The sequence below is a fragment of the Undibacterium sp. 14-3-2 genome (genome assembly GCF_016595265.1).
GTDB classification, from domain to species: Bacteria; Pseudomonadota; Gammaproteobacteria; order Burkholderiales; family Burkholderiaceae_D; genus Undibacterium; species Undibacterium aquatile.
Genome location: NZ_JAENGS010000001.1, coordinates 942,370 through 964,841 on the forward strand (window position 1 = coordinate 942,370; position 22,472 = coordinate 964,841).

Genomic DNA, 22,472 nt, shown 5'->3' on the forward strand with positions numbered 1-22,472 from the left:
AGCCTGGTTTCGGCTCCGCGTAATAAAACAAGGTTGCATTTATGTTCGCAATAAATAAGGTACCAATCAAGCCGCTGATGCTGGCGAGTGCAGGCGTCGCATTTGCCGCACTTTTGTTGACGACAGGCTTAGCCTGGCGCGTTACTACAACGCCTTCATCTTCAGCAGTTTCCGAGCACCATCGCGAAATCACCACCAGATTTGATTCCTTAACAGATCAGCTTGAACGGGCAGAGGATGCACAATGGATATATTTTTTGACCAAAGAAAACAGGAGTCTCCAGCATCACGACACCGCAGTAGAACAACTGAATCTCCTTTATCAGCAGTTGATCACGCTGACCTCTGACAATGCAATACAGCAGCAGCGCTTGTTGCAGGCAAAAGAAATTCTGGATCAACATGAGCGCTTGTTTGCAGCGCGCCTGAATGTACGCGATGTACCTGATGCTGTTCTGCCGCTCTATCTGATTGAGCACAGACATGATGCTACGTTGGCGGTACGCCAGATCGTGCGGGAGGCGAACAAGGATGAAGATCAGATGCTGGCAGCGCAACGCAGCCGTGAATTATTTCGTCAGAAAGTACTGCTGAGTAGCATCGCTATTTTGCTTGCTACATTGATTTTACTGGCTCTCTACATACAGCATTTGATGCGTCATTTCTTCGTCAATCATGAACATGACGTTGAGCAACAGCGACAACCCTTGTTGAAAGCAGAAGCGTTGCAAAGTGCCATATTTAACAATCCGAATTTCTCTTTTATTGCCACCGATGCGCAAGGCATCATCCAGGTGTTTAACGTAGGTGCAGAACACATGCTGGGGTATAAAGCAGTTGATGTCGTCAATAAAATGATGCCTTCGGGTATCTCTGACGAAGATGAATTGATTGCCCGGGCCGATGCGCTGAGTCTGGAATTAAATACGAAGATCACACCCGGCTTTAATGCCTTAGTCTTTAAGGCATCGCGTGGCATCGAAGATATTTATGAGTTGACTTATATCCGTAGTGACGGCACCCGTTTTCCCGTGATTGTTTCTGTTACTGCGCTACGTGACGAAGTGGCAAAGGTGATCGGATATCTTCTGATCAGCACAGACAACACGATCCGAAAACAGGTGGAAGCTGAACAGGCATTGCTGGATCAGCGTTTGCGCGACCAGCAGTTTTATACCCGTTCTCTGATCGAAGCGAATATCGATGCCATCATGACGACCGACCCGCAGGGCATCATCAGTGATGTCAATCAGCAGACGGAGGCGCTGACTGGTTGTACGCGGGAAGAACTGATAGGCAGGCTATTTAAAAATTGTTTTACTGATCCTGAGCGAGCAAAGGACGCGATCACCCGCGCCTTGCATGAAGGTAAGGTGACAAACTACGAATTGACGGCGCGCGCCAAAGATGGAACAGAGACGGTCGTTTCCTATAACGCCACGACGTTCTACGACAGAGAGCGCAAGTTGCAGGGCGTCGTTGCAGCGGCACGTGATATGACAGAATTGAAAAAGTTTGAACATGCGCTGCAAGAAAATAATATTGAACTGGCTGCCGCCAAAGCGAATGCCGAAAAAGCAAACTCAGCAAAATCAGATTTCTTATCCAGTATGAGCCATGAATTGCGTACGCCGCTCAATGCCGTACTGGGGTTTGCGCAACTGATGGAGTCTGAAACACCATCACCGACGCCAGCACAGAAATTATCGATAGAACAGATATTACAGGCGGGTTGGTATTTGCTGCGATTGATCAATGAAATACTTGATTTATCGATGATTGAATCGGGAAAAGTCACGATATCTCAGGAGTCTATGTGTCTGAACGATATCTTTCAGGATTGTCAGCTCATGATGGAACCACAAGCCAGCAAACGCAGAATACAGATGACGTTTCCTGGTACAGAAAATTTATTTTATGTGTATGCCGATCGTACCCGGGTCAAACAGGTGCTGATCAATCTGCTGTCCAACGCGATCAAATATAACCGGGATGATGGCGCTGTCATCGTTCAATGTCAGATGAATGGTGAAAACCGCATCCGCATCAGTGTCCGGGATACTGGTGCCGGCTTGGCTGAAAATCAGTTGGGAAAATTGTTTCAGCCGTTTAACCGACTCGGAAAAGAATCTGGCCCGGAAGAGGGAACGGGAATTGGTCTGGTCGTCACCAAGCAACTGGTCGAATTAATGGGCGGCACCATCGGTGTTGAGAGTATGGAAGACGTAGGTTCCACTTTCTGGTTTGAACTGATTGCATCGAAAGCGCCGAGTCTTGTATTCGGTGAGATGGGTAGTGGAAAAACAAATCCGGTGATCAAGGTGAAAGAGCCGGATCCGGTCGTTTCCACCGCACAAAAAAGTCTGCTCTATGTCGAAGATAATCCCACCAATATGGAGCTGATACGACAATTAATTACACGTCGCGATGATCTGAAATTATTAGCAGCAACCGATGCGCATATCGGCATACAGATGGCGCGCTCGTTTCGACCAGATGTCATTCTGATGGATATTAATCTGCCGGGATTGAACGGCTATGATGCACTGAAAATTCTGCACAGCGACAGAATTACGAAGGATATACCTGTAATGGCTCTATCTGCGAACGCGTTACCGCGCGATATCAAATTGGGATTAGATGCAGGATTTTTTCTCTATCTGACCAAACCGATCAGTGTGAGTGAATTCACACAAGCATTACATGACGCTCTAGCGTATGCTGCTGATCAGCACGTCAATAAAGGTGCAGGGGATTTGTGATATTTGTGATACCGGCCGGTATCAATTGAATAGAAAAGAGACGTATTTTTTTGGAAGATTTTCATGTTAGATGTTGTCGATATCCTCAACGCCCGCATACTGATTGTCGATGATCAGCACGCGAATGTCATGTTGCTGGAGCAGATGTTAATCGGTTGCGGTTACACCAACATCAGTTCTACGATGGATCCGCGTATTGTGCGCCAACAACATGCAGAACATCGTTATGACCTGATTTTGCTTGATCTGCAAATGCCCGGTATGGATGGCTTTGAAGTATTGGAAGAGTTGAAAAAAGTCGATCCCGACGACTATCTCCCGGTTCTGGTGGTGACCGCTCAGCCCGGCCATAAACTACGGGCTTTGCAAGCCGGAGCGAAAGATTTTGTCAGCAAACCTTTTGATCTGATTGAAGTGCAGACGCGGATACATAATTTACTCGAAGTGCGTCTGTTGTACCGTAAATTAGATGAGCATAACAAACGCCTGGAGCAGACCGTGCTGGAACGTACTGCGCAGTTACGTGAGAGTGAAGCGCGCTTTAAAAGTCTGACGCAACTGTCGTCTGACTGGTATTGGGAGCAGGATGCACAGGGAAATTTCACCAGTATCTCTGGCCCCGTGTTTGAGATGTTGGGGATAGATGCGAACGATATGATAGGCACCAATTCGACTGCGCTGAGTGGGTGGAATATGAATGATCTGGCGGAATTAGACGCCAATATTGCCGGGCGCAAGCCGTTTCTGGATTTTGTTTATACTCGCACCCGTGATAACGGCGAGGTTCAGTATCTGCAAGTGAGCGGCGAGCCTATATTTGATTCCTTCAGTCGTTTTACGGGCTATCGCGGCATCGGTATGGATGTGACGCATCGCATGCAAAAAATCAAAAAATAAACCCAACATCCGCCTGATTTTCGTTTCACATCTGCGCCATCTATTTGCATACGCACCCTCTTATGCAACATTCCATATAAATATACTCCCGGGGAGTATATTTATTTCTCCTTATTAATCATTGAGTTCAGAAGCATTTTTAAGATTTGTCAGGGGGAGTATGCTTATTTCGCCTGGTATTTTGCTAGCTTCTTGACCTAATTTCTTCGATTGTATTGCGTTCCGTACTAATCCTTTTCCTTTCTTGATTTCGTGGCTGGTTTTTTGCATTTCCCCCAGTTATCTGCTTCTTGTGTGTGTCAGCGTACCGACTATCACAGATCACCCGCCCTACACTCCGGTATCGATGGTAAACCCTGATCGATGAATAGTTAACCGGAGAGAAAAATGATGAATAAAAAAGCAGGCCTGAGTTTCTTTGCCATAGGTGGTGCGTTGCTGATGCTGGCAACCGCTTGCAGCAGTATGAAAACCCCGGCGACGGCCAATGTCGCAGTGACCAAAGCAGCGGTCGAGAATGCTTCGGGCGCGGGCGGTGCCGAGTTTGCCCCTGTCGAAATGGCGGCGGCGCGGGAAAAAATGGTGCGCGCGAATAAAGCGATGGCTGACAAAGATTACAAACTGGCGAATGAACTGGCAACGCAAGCGCAAGCCGATGCCAAGCTCGCGCAAGGTAAGGCTAACTCCGCCAAGGCTCAAACCGCAGCAGATGCATTACAAGACGATATTCGCGTTTTGCGTGAAGAGCTTCAGCGTAGTAACAGCAATAAATAAAGCGCAGTAACAGGATGGTTGGATTGCTTGCCACCTGCTGCCAGTCGCACCGATTCCGATAAGACATAAAAAGGCTTAAGATGAAAAAGAACCACTTTACTCCAGCGCTGTTGACCATGATGGTCATGGTATCTGCATGCAGTACAACGCCAAAAACCACGAGCCAGCTCGAACAGACCCGTCATGATTATGCCGTGGCACAGAGCAATCCCAAGGTTGCGAACTTTGCTGCGCTGGAAATGAAACAGGCGACCGAGGCGCTGGGTGTCGCTAACGCTGCGGCACAAAACCGCGATGATACTCAGAAGATAGACCAGTTTGCGTATATCGCCGGGCAGAAAATCGCGTTGGCTCAGGAGGTCGCAAAGCAGAAATCGGCTGAAGCCGATATTGCCAGCGCCGGGAAGGAACGTGATCAGGTACGTCTTGATCAACGTACCAACGAAGCCAATCAGGCAAGTCGTGCAGCACAGTCAGCACAGGATGATGCCGCAAGATCTCAACGTAATATGGTGGTAGCACAACAGCAGACACAAGACGCCCAGGCGCATGCAGCGCAACTTGAAGCGCAGTTGAATGCACTGGCCGCGAAGAAAACGGAACGCGGCATGGTCATTACTTTGGGTGACGTGTTGTTTGGTACCGATATGTCTCAACTGACCCCGATGGGTATGCAGACAGCGAGAAAGCTGGCGGACGTGTTGCAGCAAAATCCGGAGCGTACGGTCTTGATTGAAGGCTTTACCGACAGCACGGGTAGTGCTGATCACAATCAGCAGTTGTCACAACGTCGTGCCACCGCAGTGAAAACGGCGCTGCTGCAAATGAATGTAGCGGCTGAACGGATTGCGATGCGTGGCTATGGAGAAGCATTTCCGGTCGCAGGCAATGCAACAGCACAGGATAGACAACTGAACCGCCGCGTAGAAATTATTCTGTCTGATGCCAGCGGAAAAATACCGCAGCGATAGTTAATCTGTGATCCAAGCTGCCTGGAAATGCGGTTTGAATATTCTGCCATGCCCGTCGCCTGATATTGAGGTGACCGGCATGGCAGCTTTATTATTCAGACTGTTTTTTTATGTGTGTGTGGTGACCAGGGATGTTGAGTGACTTTACAGCCAGTACTCGAAACGGCGAGCTGCCCATTCTTTGAACTTTTTGCTCAACGGCCTGGTAGCCCATTTTTCTTTGGTCATTTCGACTGAATAGCGTAAGTCTTCATCAAATGTTGCTTCCATGGTCTGCGCAAATTCAGTATCAAAGACGACGATATTAATTTCGTTGTTATGCAGGAAGCTGCGCGTATCAATATTCGTTGATCCTACCGTTGACCATACACCATCGATCACCGCTGTTTTTGCATGCAATACAGCGATCTGTAATTCGTAAATTCTGATGCCATTGGCCAGCATTTCATCATAAAACGATTGTCCCGCCTGAAACACCAGGCCACTGTCTGTGACACTTGGCAGGATGATTCTGACATCCACGCCACGCTGACGTGCCTCAATGAGCGCGAGTAAAATCTGGGCATCAGGCACAAAATAAGCGCTGGTGATATGTATCGTTTTTCCCGCCTGCTGTATCGCCAGAACATAGGCTTTGTAAATTTCATCGCTGCCGCCTGGTTCACTGGCTAAGACGCGAACGAGTTGCTTGCCAGCTTCTTTTAATGGAGGAAAAAAATCAGTATCGGTCAATGCTGTGGATGCTGTCGGTGTGTGCGTGTCCCAGGTCGCTAAAAATGCCCACTGCAATGCCGCTACTGCAGGACCCTCAATTTTGATATGCGTGTCGCGCCAGCCTATTTGCTTCTGTCGCTTATTTTTAGAACGAAACAGCGAACTGTTCGCATACGAGGCACTGATGTTGACACCACCTGTAAAGGCAACTACGCCGTCAACGATCAGAATTTTCCTGTGATCGCGATGATTCGGTTCCCATTGACCGGTCGTCTGCAATGGGTTGACGGGATTGAATGCGACTAACTTGATCCCGGCATCGCGCATACGATCAAAAAAAGCCTGCGGCGTCCCTATCGTACCAATGCTGTCATAGATGATATTGACTTGTACACCGGCAGCCTGCCTTGCGATCAGCAAGTCGGCGAACGCAATGCCTATCGCATCCTGATCAAAAATGTAGGTCTCTAAGTGAATATGGTGTTGGGCAGTTGTTATCGCCGCCATCATCGCCGCCATGGTTTGCGGCCCGTCAAAAAGCAAAGACACTTTATTGCCAGAGATCAGCGGACGTCCCGTAGCAGCTTCTTCCAATGCTGCCAGTGTCGCCATATCTGCATAGGCGTGATTCCAGCGCTTATTCAGCAAGGTCTTATTTTTACTGATGCTGAGCGTGCCTTGAGCATTCGTCACGGTGGGGTAATCCGGGGCTGTCAGTGAGGTGTTTAAATAGCGGACTTCAGGAAGGCTGGTGCAGGCGCTGGTGAATAAGCCCAGCATCATGACGCTGATCAGCGCGTGACGGCTATTCGGTGGTGGGTGCATAAATAAGTCAGACATTGTCAGGATCGCCTTAAAAAATAGCCACAGTTCACGCCGCTTGCGGCGAAAAATGTAGCTATGTTCAACATTCAACGCAATTTTAATTGTGGATAATCACACCATTGCGAACCTGAACTTTGTCGCCTACACGATAGCCCGGATCATTTTCGTATGAAACAGTTTGTGTTGCACCATTTTGAAAGCGGACGATCACTTCATAGTGATTCACTCTGCGGGAATTTCCCTCAATGTTTCTGCCAACATATGCGCCGCCGAGCGCACCCGCTATTTCCGCTGCCGTACGACCGCTACCACCGCCGATCTGGCTTCCCAGTAGCGCGCCGACGACGCCACCACCGATCGTACCCAGATAAGTTCCTTCACCTTTGACTTCCACCAGATTAATCGCTTCTACGGTGCCACAGGTATAGCAAACGGGTGATGTCTGGACCGGGTGAGGCATTGCCAAAACAGGCAAGCGCCGGTCATAGCGGATGTTGGCGACATGCTCGGTGCCGCGTTCATTCAGATGCAGCGTGGCGATGATGTTGCTGTCCGGTGTAATACGGTCGCGGCTTTTAATTGTGTAGGAGCCTTTATATTCGCCATTTCTGATTTCCGGTAATAATATTTTCGCTTTGACACCTGTTATAGTGAGATCGACTCTTCCTCCCGGTGTTCCTATCAGAGTGAACAGCATTTCAGTGCCCGGGCTCAGATCCGGTAAGGGAACAAGATCGAAGCGGGATATGTTGATTTGGATTCCCGGTTGAAATTTAGGCGCATGAATACCGACACCGATCTGTAAAGACTCATTCAATACCATACTGGCGACCTGATTACCGATGCGCAGATTCGCTGTGACCAGACTGCGTGCGGCGATTTTATCGCGGCTGCTGATGACGTAACTACCTTCGTACTGGCCGCCTTCGACCTCGCTCAGCGCCAGCGTGCGTGTCGCACCGGCAATACGCAAACTTGCAATACCGCCAGGGGTTCCGTACAGACTGAAATTCAGTTCTGTACCCGGCACCAGACGGCGTACTTCATCGACATTGAAGCCTTCAATCTGTGGTTGCAAATGGGCTGTATTGTGTTGTGTCTGGGCGATAGCAGATGGGATCTGGAAGCTCAGTAGTGACAACGTCAGAAGGATACTGCTGGCCAGTATTTTTGTATTGATCATGATTTTTCCTGTTTGTTTTACTTTTTGAAAAACGTTATGAAAATAGATGACGTACTGCTGCAGTGCAAAGACATATTGCTATCCGGATGACTCATCTTTCAGAAAAAAATCAGTGTACGAATTCAGCGTTCGACTTCAACCTGACTGCTGCTGAAAACTCCACCGCTGATCAGTTCCGCGGTGGAGTTCAGATGCTGTCGTCCCGACGTTTCTATAAGCGTCCGGTGAGTAACAACACAAGCAGTATGATGACGATCAGTCCTGTGACGCCACTCGGGCCATATCCCCAGTTACGGCTATGCGGCCAGTTGGGGAGTGCGCCGACTAAGATCAGTATTAAGACAACGAGTAAGATGGTGCCCATGGTTTTTCTCCTGAAAAGTGACTGGCGAATCTGAGCAAAATACAGATCAGATTTTTGCTTTCAGCTCATGAAAATTTTTGATAAACGTATCGCGGACTTTTTCTGCACCGGCAACGATACTTTTCCACGAGTCTTCACTGGCTTCTTTCAGCTCTGTCAACTTGTCATTTGCCAATTCTGACTGGTGTCGCAACTTAGTCATTTCTTCCAGATATTTCTCGTGCATGTTGTTGCTTGTTTCCTGCGCCTTTAATTCCAGTTCTCTGACGTTCAGATTTAATTCGTCCAGTTGCAATTTCATTCTTGATATATATAAATCCCGTGTGTTTTTGTCAGACATGATGTTTCCTTTTTTGGTGAGTAAATCTGTATCGGAGATCGGGCAAGAACGTTAGCTTTGACCTTATCGCTGATATCGCGATAATGGATTAATAGCGATCAACGTGACCATTGATCAGTTGAATACGGCTACCTACCCGGAGATCGCCTATGCTGTTCTGAGTCACACTGGTGACGCTGCCATTGTCCATGCGTAACTGAATCTGGTACTGGTCTGGCGCGGATGTATTTCTGTTCTTCTCGACGTTGTTACCGACCATCGCACCACCGACAGCACCTGCGACAGTCGCAACGGTTCTGCCACTGCCACTACCTATCTGATTTCCTAACAGTGCACCGACAAGGCCGCCAGCGATAGCGCCGCCACCACTGCTTGCATTGGTATTGGCGTGAATAATTTGTATTGCTTCAATGTAACCATAACTGTTGGCATTGTTTTGATATGACGAAGGATAGGAATTCTGATTTTGCTGCGCGCCATAAGGAGCATTTGTTGAACAAGCGGCCAGCAAAGTGGTGCTGCTTAACAAAGCAAGCCAGAAAGTAACACGGCTTGTTTTGCGCGAAGTATTGGTTTTCATGTGCGTCTCCTGACTGAATAGAAAATCAGCATAGAGTGACTGTGTCGCAATATCTGTGCGTTACCGCACTCATCGGGAATTCAGGTTTGATGATGTTGTTCCATGCCAGAAACAACGTCATCGATCACAAATGATTGTTCGCCAGCGCACAGTGTCAGAAACAGTAAACAGTGAAGATGTCATGTATTCGAAGAGGGAAGTCACTTCGGATCGATGTGTTTCACGAAGGCGCTTTCGCTGATTCGGAGGACCGTCGCGTTACTTGCAATGAATTGATGTCTTCATTTACAGAAAGAACAATGATGTCTACCTTAAAAACAGTGCTGTTTTGCAGTATCACGGGAATGATTTTCCTCAATTTGTCTGGCTGCAATAAGCCTCAGGATGTAGCTGGTGCAAATCCTCCCTCCATCAGTGTTGGTGCAACGATAGATGATGCAGTCATTGCGACGAAAGTGAACGCGGCTTTACTCGGAAATAACGCTGTGAAAGCCTACGACATCAAAGTGTCAGTTCGTAAAGGAGAAGTAATGCTGAGCGGCTTTGTCGATGATCAGACACAGATAGATCAGAGTATTGCCATTGCCCGTGCAGTAGAAGGTGTACAGAATGTGACCAATGAAATGATGATCAAATCAGGTTCGAGAACGATAGGCAATAAAGTGGATGACGGAGTCATTACTGCAAAATTGAAATCGGCGATTCTCAATGATGCCACTATTAACAGTCTCGACATCAGCATAGTCACAAGTAAAGGGGACGTGTTGTTGAGCGGGTTTGTCGATAGCGAAACACAAATCACACGTGCGACAGAACTGGCCGGCTCGGTAGAGGGTGTCACAAAGGTCACTAATAAGATGAGTTTGAAAAGGTAGTGACGTAGTGACAGCGTTGAATTGTGTGAATAATACAATTCACGCCGGTCACTCAGTCTTTCCACTGTGGTGCTGTTATCACATCAGCATCGTCTCTGATTTGCTCAAACAGGCCTTTGTTCCATCGTCGCGCGGCTGCTGCAATCCGGCTGCGGTCTGTTGATACAAAGTTCCACCACATGCGGACGGGTTTTTCCAGTGGGGCGCCGCCGATGATGACCAGGCGCGCGCCAGATGGCCCCGCACGTAGTATGACCGGAGCTTGTTGCAGCACGACCAGTTGCTGTCCTGCGACCTCCTGTCCGTCAATCACTAAGGCATGTTCGGGACTGTATAGAGCCATTTCAGATGCCAGAACCGGTAGCGTAAATTCATGTCCGGGTGGCAGATAAACATCGAGATAAAGCGTAGCAGACAGCGTCTTTACCGGGCTTTCCCGATCGAAAGCGCTGCCGGCTAAAACACGGATCTGCACGCCACCTTCTAGCTCAAGCAGCGGTAAATCGGCGGCGGCTACGTGCTGAAATGATGGGGCAACAGTTTCCTGATCCGGTGGCAGCGCAACCCATAGTTGCAAACCATGCTGACGGCGTTCTTTCCCACGTTCAGTGTCAACTGTGCGCTCACTGTGAGCAATTCCCCTGCCTGCCGTCATCCAGTTAATCGCACCGGGTGTAATCGTCTGCACCGTACCCAGACTATCGCGATGCAGCAGACTACCTTCAAATAAGTAAGTGACAGTCGCTATCCCGATATGTGGATGAACCCCAAGATCGCTATTGCTCTCTGCTGCCAGTGTGACTGGGCCGAAGTGATCGAAGAAAATAAACGGGCCGACCGAGCGTCTGGCTGCTGCCGGCAACAAACGGCGAACATGAAATTCATTGGCAAGATGCGTGGCTCTGCCGGGAATGCGAAGTAAATCACTCATGGTATTGTTCCTCCATATTGTTCTTGGAATTCATGGCTTACAGGATCAGTGATTGCTGGCGCGTTCTATACGGCGATCAGGAATGAGCCACATCAATGCCACCAAAACGTAGAGTCCTTGCGCAATCCAGTGTACCCAGAATGCCGCTGCAATACCGGCTCCATACAGAATCACGGAGGCTTTTCCTTTGCGGTCGCGACCCAGTACTGTTTTTAAAGGTGATGCCGAACCTTCGTTGGCAATAATCACTTGCTCAAGAATGAAATAGGCAACCGCGGCCATAAATAACACCGCGCCATATATTGCGGTGGGGTCACTGGCGAAATGATTTTCTCCCATCCATGCGGTAGCGAAGGGGAACAATGACAACCAGAATAGCAAGTGTAAATTTGCCCAAAGGACGCCGCCAGTCACTTTCTGTGTCACATGCATTAAATGATGGTGATTATTCCAATATATCGCGACGTAAATAAAACTCAATACGTAATTCAGGAATATAGGAATTACGGGAATCAGTGCAGCAAAGCTCTCGCCATGCGGTGCTTTCATTTCCAATACCATGATGGTGATAATGACGGCGATAACGCCGTCACTGAATGCTTCCAGGCGATTTTTCCCCACGGATTCTCCAGATAAAAAACAAGTATTTGTTGTGAATGAAACGCCAGTTCGGATGAACCGTTTCACGCCTGATCAGGCCGATGCTGACTTATCTTACTGCAAACGCGACATTGTGTTTCAGTTACGGTGACTCACTGTCGGGAGCTTGTTGTATCGGCACGCTGAGAGCATCTATATATCTGTCAGCAAACTGTTGTTGATAAGCTTTAACTGCGGCCATGTTTCCAGCCATCTTTTTTTGGTGATTCTGGCGAGAAAATCTGCAGGCTTCGGACGCGTATCGTTTAGTGTGATTGTCAGTTGACTCAGTCCGTTCAGCCCGAATGGCGCAAGTATCAGCAATTCACCGGTAACGCTTAACTGAACACCGACTGCGGTTTCAATTTCTACCCAGTACGACATTGCATCGAGAGTATTCAGATAGGGATGATCATTATTCCGTAAGTGCATTCTGGCTTGATTTTTAACTGACCAGTTCAGTGCTGATCGTGAGCGTAATGACGTTTCAAAGTATGCATCTCGTTCGGGAGAGATATCCGATGGGTCAAAGTAAATCAGGTCAATATCTGATAAAGGTGTTGGTTGCGGATAATGATGCAGTTTATCCCAGACTAAGTTGCGCACAAAACCCGCCGCCAGACACCAGTCTTTCAGCTCTAGCGCAGCAGCAATTTCTAATGCTTGCCAACGCATAGGATCGTCCTTGATCCAGTCTTTTATTTTTGTATTGATATTCATATTGCTGATGCTATTAGCAGGCGGTAATGCCAATGGCAAAAAGTGAACGGGAATTTCTCGGAGTTTCATTTGTCTTGCCTTGCTCTTTGTTGCGCGAAGTCCAAAGAGAAAGAGAACAAATAAATTTTAATCGTGCTATCAGTATTTCACTCACATTGCCATAAAGAAATCTGTTATTGTTTTTTGCGTGACAGAGCACTTTGTAAAGCAGACCGGTATCCGCTGAGGTATTTTCTGGCGTTTCAGCAGTATTCATATTGCTGCATAGCAGACGTGTCTGAGCACATAAACTTAAAAACATATAACGGAGTCAACATGAGACAATTTTTAAAAAGTATTCTTTTCGCCTGTTCCCTGTCATTGCTTGCCCACGGAGCGGCTGTTGCCGCAGATCGTGCGACAGCACAGGAAGCAACAGAAATGATCAAAAAAGTCATCGCTTTTTATAAAGCCAATGGTCCTGAAAAAACCTATGCTGCGGTGAACGATCCTAAGGGGCAGTTCATCTACAAAGATCTTTATGTTTTTGCAGGCTCGGTGAAACCAGGTGGCGTGACTTTGGCGCATGGCGGCAATCCTAAATTATTAGGTAAGCCGCTGGGAGAATTGCGTGATGGCGATGGTGTTTTCTTTGTTAAAAAAATCAATGATGTCGCCGCCAGTAAAGAAGGTAAGGGCTGGGTTGATTACAGATGGCCAAATCCTGTGACCAAAGCATTGGAACAAAAAAGTACTTATGTTGAGCGCGTCGATGACGTGTACTTTGCCTGTGGAATTTATAAATAATTCTGAGGTTTTCTCTTTTTTTGTAATTCGTAATACTGCGCTTGTACCTCTTTTTTTTCAGATTGGCCGTCAATTTTGCGATGCATCAACGCGGCCAGTCTGATGCATCAAATTCTTTTCAACACTTCCAAATTGTTTAGCTACTTTTGGGAACAGAAACGCTTCTGAATAGTCTGCGCTGTTTCTGTTGCCGGGTACTGGCAGCCTTGCATTTCACTCTCAGTCTGAAACTGAACTTCCTCACACAGCTTTATTGTTAATTTGATTTTTCCCAATGGAGTGAGTTTTGACTTCTCGTTATCCGTTACGCTAGTTGTATGAAATAAAAGTGTCATTGTTTCGTATGGCTTGTCGTAAAAATACACAGGAAGAACAGACGTTTGTTTGATGTTTGCACGTATTAGTTTTTTATAGCGATATCAAGGCGTAATATGAGCAATGACAGTATGCCTGTTGCCGTTGTGATCTGCTCAGTCATCAGCTTTTGTAACCAGTTTCGCTCTGCTCAGTTAACTTGTGAGGATAAGATGAAAATTAAAGATCTGCCTATCGGTACGCGACTCGGTTTTGGTTTTGGGATAGTACTTTTATTGGCAACCATATCTTCATGCATAGGTCTTTGGCGACTGAACGAGGTGGCGAGTAGTACGAGGGCGATGATGCAGGAGCCTTTAAAAAAAGAGCGCTTAACAGAGGAGTGGTACAGGGTGACGGTTGCGGGCTTAAAGCGTACTTTGGCGGTTGTTAAAAGTTCTGATGAATCATTAGGCGATTTTTTTTCTGCGGACGTTAAGACGTCAACCACACGAAATAATGAAATTCAAAAATACCTGGAAAGTAACGTCGATACGCCTGACGAAAAACAACTTCTGGAAAATATCGTTGTTGTACGTAAGTCCTACGTCATCACCAGAGACCAGATTTTAAAGGCCAAAAAAGAAGGCCAGACAGAGGAGATGAATAAACTGTTTGAAAAATTCATACCAATGTCTGACGCATTTCAAAAAGCCTTACTCGATTATCTTAATTTTCAGAAGGAAGAGGTGGATCATCTCAGTAAGGAAGTCGATGCCATTGCGGCTAGCAGCCGCATTCTTATTACGACTCTGATCGTCTTGTTTTTGCTGATAGGTAGTTTTTGTGCATGGTATCTGACCATAGGTATCACCCGGCCATTAAATTCAGCAGTAGTGCTTGCACGCCGTGTGGCAGATGGTGATCTGACGAGTGATATTCGTATTGATTCCAGCGATGAGACAGGTCAGTTGGTGATGGCATTAAAAGATATGAACGAAGGTTTGCGGAAAATTGTGGCCGAGGTTCGAGATAGCACGGATACCATCGTCACTGCTTCTACCGAAATTGCCAGCGGGAATATGGATCTGTCCTCCAGAACAGAATCCCAGGCGGGATCACTTGAGGAAACCGCATCGTCAATGGAGGAGCTGACCAGCACGATGCAGCAGAATTCGCAGAACGCACATGACGCAAATCAACTCGTACATGCAGCGGCAGATGCAGCGATTCAGGGGGGTACGGTTGTCTCGCAAGTCGTTGGCACGATGGGCGATATCAGCACATCATCGAAAAAAATTGTCGATATTATTGCGGTCATTGATGGCATTGCTTTTCAAACGAATATCCTTGCACTCAATGCGGCTGTGGAGGCTGCGCGGGCGGGTGAGCAAGGGCGAGGATTTGCTGTAGTAGCGTCGGAAGTCCGTAATCTGGCGCAGCGTTCCGCCAGCGCGGCGAAGGAAATCAAACAACTGATAGATGACTCGGTTGATAAAGTGAATCAGGGAACGAAACTGGTTGATCAGGCCGGAGCAATGATGACAGAAATTGTCGACCGCGTTAAGCATGTTACCGGCATCATGAGTGAAATCAACAACGCCAGCAAAGAACAATCGGCAGGTATCCAGCAAGTGAATCAAGCCATCATTCAAATGGACAACACGACGCAGCAAAATGCCGCACTTGTAGAGCAGGCCGCAGCTGCAGCGCAAAGCTTACAAGAACAGGCCGCGAATTTGTCCAACGTAGTCAGCGTCTTCCGGCTAAATCAGGGAGATCATCAGCAAACCATGAAAAGAGCTGCAAAAAATGCTGCTGCCGGCACGCATCCGCATCCGCATCCGCATACTACATATCTGAGCGGGCAATGACATATTGGACAGCGGGTATCGGTGCTGGTCAATGATATGTACATAAAATAAAAATCCCGCTTGCATAAATCACTGTTTTTTTATACAGTGCTGTCAAGCGCAGTTAATATTAATTGCGGTTTGACTTTCCACCCGCTGCTTATTGAATGAAAGAATGTATGGACGATAAGAAACCTGAAAACAGCTCAGAAAAGAGCAAGGCGCTCGCCGCAGCATTGGCGCAAATCGAGAAGCAATTTGGTAAGGGATCGGTCATGCGTATGGCTGATGGCGCTGTGGTGGAAGAAGTGCAGGTTGTTTCCACTGGTTCGCTCGGTCTGGATATCGCCTTAGGTGTTGGTGGCCTGCCACGCGGGCGTGTAGTTGAAATTTATGGCCCGGAATCTTCAGGTAAAACCACTTTGACTCTGCAAGCGATCGCTGAGATGCAAAAGATTGGCGGTACTTGCGCATTTATTGATGCTGAGCATGCATTAGACGTAGGTTACGCTCAGAAACTGGGTGTGAATTTAAATGATCTGCTGATTTCTCAGCCGGACACAGGTGAGCAAGCGCTGGAAATCACGGATGCGCTGGTTCGTTCTGGGAGTGTCGATCTGGTCGTAATTGACTCAGTTGCGGCATTGACACCACGTGCTGAAATCGAAGGCGACATGGGTGATTCTTTGCCAGGCTTGCAGGCTCGTTTAATGTCCCAAGCTTTACGTAAGCTTACCGGTAGTATTAAACGGACGAATACGCTGGTGATTTTCATTAATCAGATTCGTATGAAAATTGGCGTTATGTTTGGCAGCCCGGAAACGACGACTGGTGGCAATGCCTTGAAGTTTTACGCTTCCGTAAGGCTGGATATCCGCCGTACCGGTTCTATTAAGGCTGGCGATGAAGTGATCGGTAATGAAACTAAAGTCAAAGTTGTCAAAAATAAGGTTGCGCCGCCATTCAAAGAAGCACATTTTGATATTTTGTATGGAGAAGGAACGTCTCGTGAAGGAGAAATTCTTGATTTGGGTGCGGATGCTAAAATCATTGAAAAAGCCGGTGCGTGGTACAGCTACAATGGCGAGCGCATTGGTCAAGGCAAAGATAATGCCCGTAATTTCCTGAAAGAACGTCCGCAGCTTGCGCATGAGATCGAAAATAAGGTACGTGAACATCTTGGCGTACCTTTGTTGCCTGCGATCAGCTCTGACGCAGTTTAACGATACTTACCGGTAATCGATTCAGGATAGAACAACAGCCGATAAGCCCTCTTTTAATGGGTTTATCGGCTTTTTTAATCGTGATGAAACAAAAATTAAGTCTTAAAGGCAGGGCACTCAGGTATTTATCTATGCGTGAGCACAGTCGCGCCGAATTATTCAGAAAATTATCTTCACACGCAGAAGATGGGGATGATGTCGATGCCATTCTTGACTGGCTTGAAGAAAATAATTTTCTATCTACAGAAAGATTTTCAGATTCGTTGGTCAACAGACGTTCGGGGCGTTTTGGGAATCATCGTATTCTGGCGGAGTTGCAAAGTCACAACGTAGATGCCATAGAAATGGATCGGATTAAATCCGAATTAGCAGAGTCAGAGACATCCAGAGCAGTTGAGGTATTGCTCCGCAAATTTCCCCACCCGCCGTTGAATCAAAATGAACGCCTCAAGCAAAGTAGGTTTTTACAACAAAGAGGTTTTTCCGGTAAGTCCATACAACTTGCCCTGAAGACGGGACGTTCAGCCAATGATTAGCAAAAGTAAATCACGGTTTCGTCATGCAAAAAAAAATGATGCGAGATACGAGTTGCTTAATTAGCTGTGCTAGAATCCGCAGGTTTTTTGCAGCGCCGCAGGAGCGGCTGCTACCGTAGAAGCTGCGGTAGCGACACGCAATTGTGGCTAATTTAAAGTAAGCCGCTTAAAAGGCATGATGTCCTTATCTACTCCCAATATACAACGCACGTTGAAGCATACGCGTGCGATCAGCATATCCGCGTTCGCCCGGGACGATGGATTATGGGATCTTGACGCGCGTATCACTGATCATAAGACCCGTGATATTACGCTTGCGTCCGGCGTCCGGCCGGAGGGTATGGCTTTGCACGATCTTCAATTACGTGTAACGATTGACCTGCAATTGACCATTGTCAATGCGCAGGCGCTGTCAGCGGCAGTTCCTTATCCTGGTTATTGTGAAGTGATAGAAGCTGACTATAAAAAGCTTATTGGACTCAATCTGATGCAGCAATTTCGTCAGGGAGTCAAAGAGCGCTTGTCAGGTGTTAATGGCTGCTCTCATTTAACGGAACTTGCTTTAGTACTTCCAACCGCTGCGATCCAGGCTTTTGCCGGCGATGTTATTGACACTCGCGATGGCGCCAGTAGCTCAACCGAATCTCAACAACCTTTTCAGCTTGACCGTTGCCACGCTTTGCGTTTGGATGGTCCGGCTGTCGTTCAGTATTACCCGCGTTGGGCGAAATCTGTGCCTAACGCAAAATCACCCAGCTAGTTTGTTTTTTAATTATTTATACCTCAGTGTCTGAAGGGAAGTCGTATGAAAATTCATGAGTATCAGGGTAAAGAAATCCTCCGTAAATTCGGAGTGACCGTACCACGCGGTATCCCATGCATGTCTGTTGAAGAAGCCGTTAAAGCGGCTGAAACTCTGGGCGGGCCAGTCTGGGTAGTCAAGGCGCAAATCCACGCGGGTGGCCGCGGTAAAGGTGGTGGCGTGAAAGTCGCAAAATCTCTGGAGCAAGTGCGTGAATACGCTGATGCGATCATGGGTATGCAACTGGTGACACATCAGACTGGCCCTGAAGGTCAAAAAGTTCGTCGCTTGTTGATCGAAGAAGGTGCCGATATCGCGAAAGAACTGTACGTCAGTATGGTGACTGACCGTATCAGCCAACGCGTTGTATTGATGGCATCGTCTGAAGGCGGTATGGACATCGAAGAAGTTGCAGAGAAACATCCAGAGTTGATTCACTCTATCGCTATCGATCCAACTAACGGTCTGCAAGATGCTGAAGCCGATGACATCTCCCGCAAAATCGGCGTGCCAGAAGGCTCTATCGCTGACGCGCGTGTACAGTTAAAAGGCTTGTACAAAGCTTTCATGGAAACTGATTGCTCCCTGGCTGAAATCAATCCTTTGATCCTGACTGGCTCAGGCAAAGTTATCGCTCTCGATGCGAAATTTAACTTTGACGCGAACTCTTTGTTCCGCCAACCTGAAATCGTTGCTTACCGCGATCTGGATGAAGAAGATCCAGCGGAAATCGAAGCGTCTAAATTTGACTTGGCTTATATCTCACTCGACGGCAATATCGGTTGCTTGGTCAACGGTGCAGGTCTGGCGATGGCAACAATGGATACCATCAAATTGTTCGGCGGTGAGCCAGCTAATTTCCTCGACGTAGGTGGTGGCGCGACAGCAGAAAAAGTCACTGAAGCCTTCAAGATCATGTTGAAAAACCCAGGTTTGAAAGCGATCCTGGTCAACATCTTCGGCGGCATTATGCGTTGTGACGTGATTGCAGAAGGCGTGATTACCGCGTCTAAAGCAGTGTCATTGCAAGTGCCTTTGGTTGTACGCATGAAAGGTACAAACGAAGATATCGGTAAGAAGATGTTGGCTGACTCTGGTCTGCCTATCATTTCTGCAGACACGATGGAAGAAGCAGCGCAGAAGGTTGTTGCCGCTGCTGCTCAAGCTTAATTATCGCAAGGAATCACTATGTCCATCCTGATTAATAAAGACACTAAAGTTATTACCCAAGGTATTACTGGTAAAACTGGCCAGTTCCATACACGTATGTGCCGCGATTACGCAAACGGTAAAAACTGTTTCGTTGCGGGCGTAAATCCTAAGAAAGCTGGTGAAGATTTCGAAGGCATTCCAATTTTTGCGAATGTTTCCGAAGCGAAGGCAGCAACAGGCGCAACTGTTTCTGTGATCTATGTTCCACCAGCAGGTGCAGCAGCAGCGATCTGGGAAGCTGTAGAAGCGGATCTCGATTTGGCGATCTGTATCACTGAAGGTATCCCTGTCCGCGACATGATGATGTTGAAAGACCGCATGGCAAAAGCTGGCAGCAAAACAAAATTGCTCGGCCCTAACTGCCCAGGGCTGATCACACCAGACGAAATCAAGATTGGTATTATGCCAGGTCATATTCACCGTAAAGGTCGTATCGGCGTTGTTTCCCGTTCAGGTACGTTGACATACGAAGCTGTTGGTCAATTGACAGCACTGGGTCTGGGTCAGTCTTCTGCAGTTGGTATCGGTGGCGATCCTATCAACGGTTTGAAACATATCGACATCATGAAGATGTTCAATGATGATCCAGATACTGACGCTGTGATTATGATTGGCGAAATCGGTGGTCCAGATGAAGCGAATGCATCTTACTGGGTACGCGACAACATGAAGAAACCAGTCGTTGGTTTCATCGCTGGTGTGACTGCGCCTCCAGGCAAACGCATGGGGCATGCAGGTGCGTTGATTTCCGGTGGTGCTGATACTGCGCAAGCAAAATTGGACATTATGGAAGAGTGCGGCATTAAAGCAACGAAGAATCCATCTGAAATGGCGCGTTTGTTGAAAGCAATGCTGTAATTTTCTTTTTATACAAAATAAAAAAACCGCGATTTTCGCGGTTTTTTTTCGTACTCACACTTTGCTTTTGAGTATATGAAGTGCAAACTCAATACCTTAATGTTAAGCTAGCAACGATAGGCAATATTAAATAAACTAAACTTCCTTGGTTTTCTGCCCGAGCCTGTAATCAATGAGCGCTATTTATCGATGTCACATCAGTATGTACTAGAATTTGCTGCACTGTCTGATATCGGACGAGTCAGGAATCATAACGAAGATGCGATTGTTGTCTGTGCTGATTACGGCTGTGTTGTGCTTGCGGATGGCATGGGAGGATATAAAGCAGGAGAAGTTGCCAGTGCGATGACGGCAAAGATTGTTGCTGATTATCTCTGCGCAAAACTGGATTCAGCGTGGTATACGAAATTGGGTTTCCAATCGATTCATTTGTCGCGCTGGATCTCAGATGCCATTCATTTAGCAAATCGTCAGGTCGTGCAGACTTCGCAGGAAAATCCGGAATGTTTTGGTATGGGAACAACAGTGGTTGTAGCATGTTGTACTCAAGATAAAATTTTATTTGCGCATGTTGGCGATTCCAGGGCATATCGCTATCGTAATCATGCGCTTGTAAGAATGACGGAAGATCATTCCGTGCTCCAGGAACAAATTAACGCTGGCTTAATTTCAGAATCGCAGGCTCGGTTTTCAACGATCAAAAATTTGATTACGCGTGCGGTAGGAACCCAGGAGAATATTGAGGTAGACCTGAGTGTGCATCAGGCAGATGAGACCGATGTGTATATGCTCTGTTCTGACGGATTGACTGACTTGCTTGCTGACGATCAGATACAGGACATATTGCGGCAGTACGAAGGTAATTTACAGGCGTGTTGCAGGACATTAATTGATTGCGCAAATGAGGCCGGGGGCTTTGATAACACTTCTGTTGTTTTGTTTAAATTAAAGGCGGTATCAGGTCCGTCGTGGGTGAAAAAATTGCTATTCCGGTAATTTTTGAAAATTGAATGAGTGAGAGATGATTTATGGCGAAAATAATCGTCACCTTTAATGGATTGGTGCAGCAAGAGGTTAGTATTAACAAGTCCCGCATTACGATAGGCCGGCGCATTGGGAACGATATAGTCATTGACCACCTGACTGTCAGTGGTCAACACGCGGCGATCGATACTACGTCAAACGGTTCTTTCGTTCTCGATTTAGGTAGTACCAATGGCACGTTGGTCAACAATCAGCCAGTCAAAAAGCATTTACTCCAGCACGACGATGTCATTGATATCGGCAAGTACAAATTACGCTTTCAGGTAGAGAAGAGTGCGCAGGTCACGGCGGTCTCCTCTTCTGCTTTAGGGGTAGCGGCGACTCAGGCTCCGGCAAAAATAAAAGTGATCAATGGCGCTAATGCAGGTAGGGAATTGGTGTTGACAAAAGCGGTGACGACAGTGGGTAGCCCCGGAACGCAGGTTATTGCGATTGCAAGGCAAACGGACAGATATATTGTCCGCCATGTAGAGGGTAAAGAATTTCCGAAAGTGAATGGGCAACTGCTGTCAGATCAGCCACATACCTTACAGCATGGTGATGTGATTGATATCAGTGGCACTCACATGCAATTTAGTGTTTAACTATCGACAAGATAAATATTTTGACTTCGAATGCAAATGTGTGACAAACAATGTCAACTACTGACATGAAATGTCATGTCATTCTGACGTGTATGAGCCACACTAACGCTATTTTTATCTTGTGGCTTAACGTTAAATAGCTGGCACACAGTTTGCTGTAAGGTGAGCAGGGTCATCCTTTTTATTGTTATCCGGAGAACTATATGAAATCTATGAAATTGGTTAAAAAAGTACAACAAGGTTTTACTTTGATCGAATTGATGATCGTTGTGGCGATTATCGGTATTTTGGCTGCAGTAGCATTGCCTGCTTATAACGATTACACAACACGCGCTCAGGTTTCTGAAGCGGTTGAATTGCTTGGTGGTTTGAAAGGTCCTCTGGCTGCTTATGGTTACGAGAATAATGCTTGGCCTGGTTTGGTTGCTAAAGATCCAACGGCAACACAGATCGTTGCAACATTGACGGGTAAGTATTCCACTGTTGCTAACGCAGTTACAGGAGCTTTTCCTACTGGTTCAATCGCGGCGACGATGAGTGCTGGTCAGGCAAAAACATTGCTCGTAGGATTGAAAACAGCTGATGGCGGTCAAACTTGGGACTGCACCAAAGCAAATGGCGTTACTACAGTTGACATCAAGTGGTTGCCACAAGCATGTAAGTAATTTGATATGCGCTTCTGAGGCAATGTTCCTCGTGAAGCGT

At 47.1% G+C, this 22,472-nt stretch carries 23 protein-coding genes; 15 read left to right on the plus strand and 8 right to left on the minus strand.

The features are described from left to right. The first annotated feature begins 41 nt into the window (after positions 1-41). From Undi14_RS04220 to Undi14_RS04235, 4 genes are all read left to right on the plus strand, one after another. Positions 42-2,762: a PAS domain S-box protein gene (locus Undi14_RS04220; protein ID WP_200178026.1), complete on the plus strand. Its 2,721-nt coding sequence runs from the start codon at positions 42-44 to the stop codon at positions 2,760-2,762. Positions 2,763-2,825: 63 nt separating this feature from the next. Further along, entirely contained in the window at positions 2,826-3,659 is an 834-nt protein-coding gene (locus tag Undi14_RS04225; RefSeq protein ID WP_200178028.1) for a response regulator, read from the plus strand. Positions 3,660-4,049: 390 nt separating this feature from the next. Continuing rightward, positions 4,050-4,433: a DUF4398 domain-containing protein gene (locus Undi14_RS04230; RefSeq protein WP_200178242.1), complete on the plus strand. Its 384-nt coding sequence runs from the start codon at positions 4,050-4,052 to the stop codon at positions 4,431-4,433. An 80-nt stretch (positions 4,434-4,513) separates the two neighbouring features. Next, a complete protein-coding gene (locus Undi14_RS04235; protein WP_200178030.1) occupies positions 4,514-5,404 on the plus strand; it encodes an OmpA family protein in 891 nt (296 codons plus the stop codon). A 144-nt stretch (positions 5,405-5,548) separates the two neighbouring features. Here the strand turns inward: Undi14_RS04235 and cls are convergent, their stop codons facing one another. The 5 genes from cls to Undi14_RS04260 all read right to left on the minus strand — a co-directional run bounded on the left by cls (position 5,549) and on the right by Undi14_RS04260 (position 9,410). After that, the gene (gene cls / locus Undi14_RS04240) at positions 5,549-6,958 is read right to left on the minus strand and encodes a cardiolipin synthase (protein WP_234030390.1); all 1,410 of its coding nucleotides are present in this window, start codon (positions 6,956-6,958) and stop codon (positions 5,549-5,551) included. A gap of 82 nt (positions 6,959-7,040) precedes the next feature. Then, complete coding sequence (locus Undi14_RS04245; protein ID WP_200178037.1) at positions 7,041-8,126, minus strand: glycine zipper 2TM domain-containing protein; 1,086 nt, start codon at positions 8,124-8,126, stop codon at positions 7,041-7,043. Between the two features lie 211 nt (positions 8,127-8,337). Beyond that, on the minus strand, positions 8,338-8,490 hold the full coding sequence (locus Undi14_RS04250) for a DUF3309 family protein (RefSeq protein ID WP_200178039.1): 153 nt from the start codon (positions 8,488-8,490) through the stop codon (positions 8,338-8,340). Positions 8,491-8,536: 46 nt separating this feature from the next. Further along, entirely contained in the window at positions 8,537-8,830 is a 294-nt protein-coding gene (locus tag Undi14_RS04255; protein ID WP_200178042.1) for a hypothetical protein, read from the minus strand. Positions 8,831-8,918: 88 nt separating this feature from the next. Next, positions 8,919-9,410, minus strand: coding sequence for a glycine zipper 2TM domain-containing protein (locus Undi14_RS04260; protein WP_200178045.1), 492 nt, complete (start codon positions 9,408-9,410; stop codon positions 8,919-8,921). 299 nt (positions 9,411-9,709) lie between these two features. Between Undi14_RS04260 and Undi14_RS04265 the strand changes: the two genes are divergently transcribed. Next, the gene (locus Undi14_RS04265) at positions 9,710-10,285 is read left to right on the plus strand and encodes a BON domain-containing protein (RefSeq protein WP_200178046.1); all 576 of its coding nucleotides are present in this window, start codon (positions 9,710-9,712) and stop codon (positions 10,283-10,285) included. A gap of 52 nt (positions 10,286-10,337) precedes the next feature. On the opposite strand, the gene Undi14_RS04270 is transcribed toward Undi14_RS04265, so the two are convergent. The 3 genes from Undi14_RS04270 to Undi14_RS04280 all read right to left on the minus strand — a co-directional run bounded on the left by Undi14_RS04270 (position 10,338) and on the right by Undi14_RS04280 (position 12,644). Beyond that, positions 10,338-11,216 carry a pirin family protein gene (locus tag Undi14_RS04270; protein ID WP_200178047.1) on the minus strand — a complete coding sequence of 293 codons (879 nt, stop codon included), beginning with the start codon at positions 11,214-11,216 and terminating at the stop codon, positions 10,338-10,340. A gap of 45 nt (positions 11,217-11,261) precedes the next feature. After that, positions 11,262-11,837: a TMEM175 family protein gene (locus Undi14_RS04275; RefSeq protein WP_200178049.1), complete on the minus strand. Its 576-nt coding sequence runs from the start codon at positions 11,835-11,837 to the stop codon at positions 11,262-11,264. Positions 11,838-12,008: 171 nt separating this feature from the next. Further along, positions 12,009-12,644, minus strand: a complete 636-nt coding sequence (locus Undi14_RS04280; RefSeq protein WP_200178050.1) for a nucleotidyltransferase family protein — start codon at positions 12,642-12,644, stop codon at positions 12,009-12,011. Between the two features lie 246 nt (positions 12,645-12,890). On the opposite strand from Undi14_RS04280, the gene Undi14_RS04285 reads away from it, so the two are divergent. The 10 genes from Undi14_RS04285 (at position 12,891) to Undi14_RS18135 (ending at position 22,432) form a co-directional block, all read left to right on the plus strand. Next, positions 12,891-13,361, plus strand: a complete 471-nt coding sequence (locus Undi14_RS04285) for a cache domain-containing protein (protein ID WP_186884916.1) — start codon at positions 12,891-12,893, stop codon at positions 13,359-13,361. A gap of 527 nt (positions 13,362-13,888) precedes the next feature. Then, the gene (locus Undi14_RS04290; RefSeq protein WP_200178051.1) at positions 13,889-15,529 is read left to right on the plus strand and encodes a methyl-accepting chemotaxis protein; all 1,641 of its coding nucleotides are present in this window, start codon (positions 13,889-13,891) and stop codon (positions 15,527-15,529) included. Between the two features lie 158 nt (positions 15,530-15,687). After that, positions 15,688-16,731, plus strand: coding sequence for a recombinase RecA (gene recA, locus Undi14_RS04295; RefSeq protein WP_186886146.1), 1,044 nt, complete (start codon positions 15,688-15,690; stop codon positions 16,729-16,731). An 83-nt stretch (positions 16,732-16,814) separates the two neighbouring features. After that, a complete protein-coding gene (gene recX, locus Undi14_RS04300; protein ID WP_234030391.1) occupies positions 16,815-17,267 on the plus strand; it encodes a recombination regulator RecX in 453 nt (150 codons plus the stop codon). Between the two features lie 178 nt (positions 17,268-17,445). Then, positions 17,446-18,027: a DUF2889 domain-containing protein gene (locus Undi14_RS04305; protein WP_200178248.1), complete on the plus strand. Its 582-nt coding sequence runs from the start codon at positions 17,446-17,448 to the stop codon at positions 18,025-18,027. Between the two features lie 30 nt (positions 18,028-18,057). Then, positions 18,058-19,239, plus strand: coding sequence for an ADP-forming succinate--CoA ligase subunit beta (gene sucC, locus Undi14_RS04310; protein WP_255520362.1), 1,182 nt, complete (start codon positions 18,058-18,060; stop codon positions 19,237-19,239). 18 nt (positions 19,240-19,257) lie between these two features. After that, positions 19,258-20,139, plus strand: a complete 882-nt coding sequence (gene sucD, locus Undi14_RS04315) for a succinate--CoA ligase subunit alpha (RefSeq protein ID WP_110255493.1) — start codon at positions 19,258-19,260, stop codon at positions 20,137-20,139. A 189-nt stretch (positions 20,140-20,328) separates the two neighbouring features. After that, complete coding sequence (locus Undi14_RS04320; protein ID WP_200178053.1) at positions 20,329-21,135, plus strand: Stp1/IreP family PP2C-type Ser/Thr phosphatase; 807 nt, start codon at positions 20,329-20,331, stop codon at positions 21,133-21,135. A 32-nt stretch (positions 21,136-21,167) separates the two neighbouring features. Then, positions 21,168-21,767, plus strand: coding sequence for an FHA domain-containing protein (locus Undi14_RS04325; RefSeq protein WP_200178055.1), 600 nt, complete (start codon positions 21,168-21,170; stop codon positions 21,765-21,767). A gap of 203 nt (positions 21,768-21,970) precedes the next feature. After that, a complete protein-coding gene (locus tag Undi14_RS18135; protein ID WP_200178056.1) occupies positions 21,971-22,432 on the plus strand; it encodes a pilin in 462 nt (153 codons plus the stop codon). The last annotated feature ends 40 nt before the right edge of the window (positions 22,433-22,472 follow it).

Coding starts and splice junctions, on each gene's coding strand:
- Undi14_RS04220 (WP_200178026.1), top strand. CDS start 42: ATGTTCGCAATAAATAAGGTACCAATCAAGCCGCTGATGCTGGCGAGT.
- Undi14_RS04225 (WP_200178028.1), top strand. CDS start 2,826: ATGTTAGATGTTGTCGATATCCTCAACGCCCGCATACTGATTGTCGAT.
- Undi14_RS04230 (WP_200178242.1), top strand. CDS start 4,050: ATGAATAAAAAAGCAGGCCTGAGTTTCTTTGCCATAGGTGGTGCGTTG.
- Undi14_RS04235 (WP_200178030.1), top strand. CDS start 4,514: ATGAAAAAGAACCACTTTACTCCAGCGCTGTTGACCATGATGGTCATG.
- cls (WP_234030390.1), bottom strand. CDS start 6,958: ATGTCTGACTTATTTATGCACCCACCACCGAATAGCCGTCACGCGCTG.
- Undi14_RS04245 (WP_200178037.1), bottom strand. CDS start 8,126: ATGATCAATACAAAAATACTGGCCAGCAGTATCCTTCTGACGTTGTCA.
- Undi14_RS04250 (WP_200178039.1), bottom strand. CDS start 8,490: ATGGGCACCATCTTACTCGTTGTCTTAATACTGATCTTAGTCGGCGCA.
- Undi14_RS04255 (WP_200178042.1), bottom strand. CDS start 8,830: ATGTCTGACAAAAACACACGGGATTTATATATATCAAGAATGAAATTG.
- Undi14_RS04260 (WP_200178045.1), bottom strand. CDS start 9,410: ATGAAAACCAATACTTCGCGCAAAACAAGCCGTGTTACTTTCTGGCTT.
- Undi14_RS04265 (WP_200178046.1), top strand. CDS start 9,710: ATGATGTCTACCTTAAAAACAGTGCTGTTTTGCAGTATCACGGGAATG.
- Undi14_RS04270 (WP_200178047.1), bottom strand. CDS start 11,216: ATGAGTGATTTACTTCGCATTCCCGGCAGAGCCACGCATCTTGCCAAT.
- Undi14_RS04280 (WP_200178050.1), bottom strand. CDS start 12,644: ATGAAACTCCGAGAAATTCCCGTTCACTTTTTGCCATTGGCATTACCG.
- Undi14_RS04285 (WP_186884916.1), top strand. CDS start 12,891: ATGAGACAATTTTTAAAAAGTATTCTTTTCGCCTGTTCCCTGTCATTG.
- Undi14_RS04290 (WP_200178051.1), top strand. CDS start 13,889: ATGAAAATTAAAGATCTGCCTATCGGTACGCGACTCGGTTTTGGTTTT.
- recA (WP_186886146.1), top strand. CDS start 15,688: ATGGACGATAAGAAACCTGAAAACAGCTCAGAAAAGAGCAAGGCGCTC.
- recX (WP_234030391.1), top strand. CDS start 16,815: ATGAAACAAAAATTAAGTCTTAAAGGCAGGGCACTCAGGTATTTATCT.
- Undi14_RS04305 (WP_200178248.1), top strand. CDS start 17,446: ATGTCCTTATCTACTCCCAATATACAACGCACGTTGAAGCATACGCGT.
- sucD (WP_110255493.1), top strand. CDS start 19,258: ATGTCCATCCTGATTAATAAAGACACTAAAGTTATTACCCAAGGTATT.
- Undi14_RS04320 (WP_200178053.1), top strand. CDS start 20,329: ATGTCACATCAGTATGTACTAGAATTTGCTGCACTGTCTGATATCGGA.
- Undi14_RS04325 (WP_200178055.1), top strand. CDS start 21,168: ATGGCGAAAATAATCGTCACCTTTAATGGATTGGTGCAGCAAGAGGTT.
- Undi14_RS18135 (WP_200178056.1), top strand. CDS start 21,971: ATGAAATCTATGAAATTGGTTAAAAAAGTACAACAAGGTTTTACTTTG.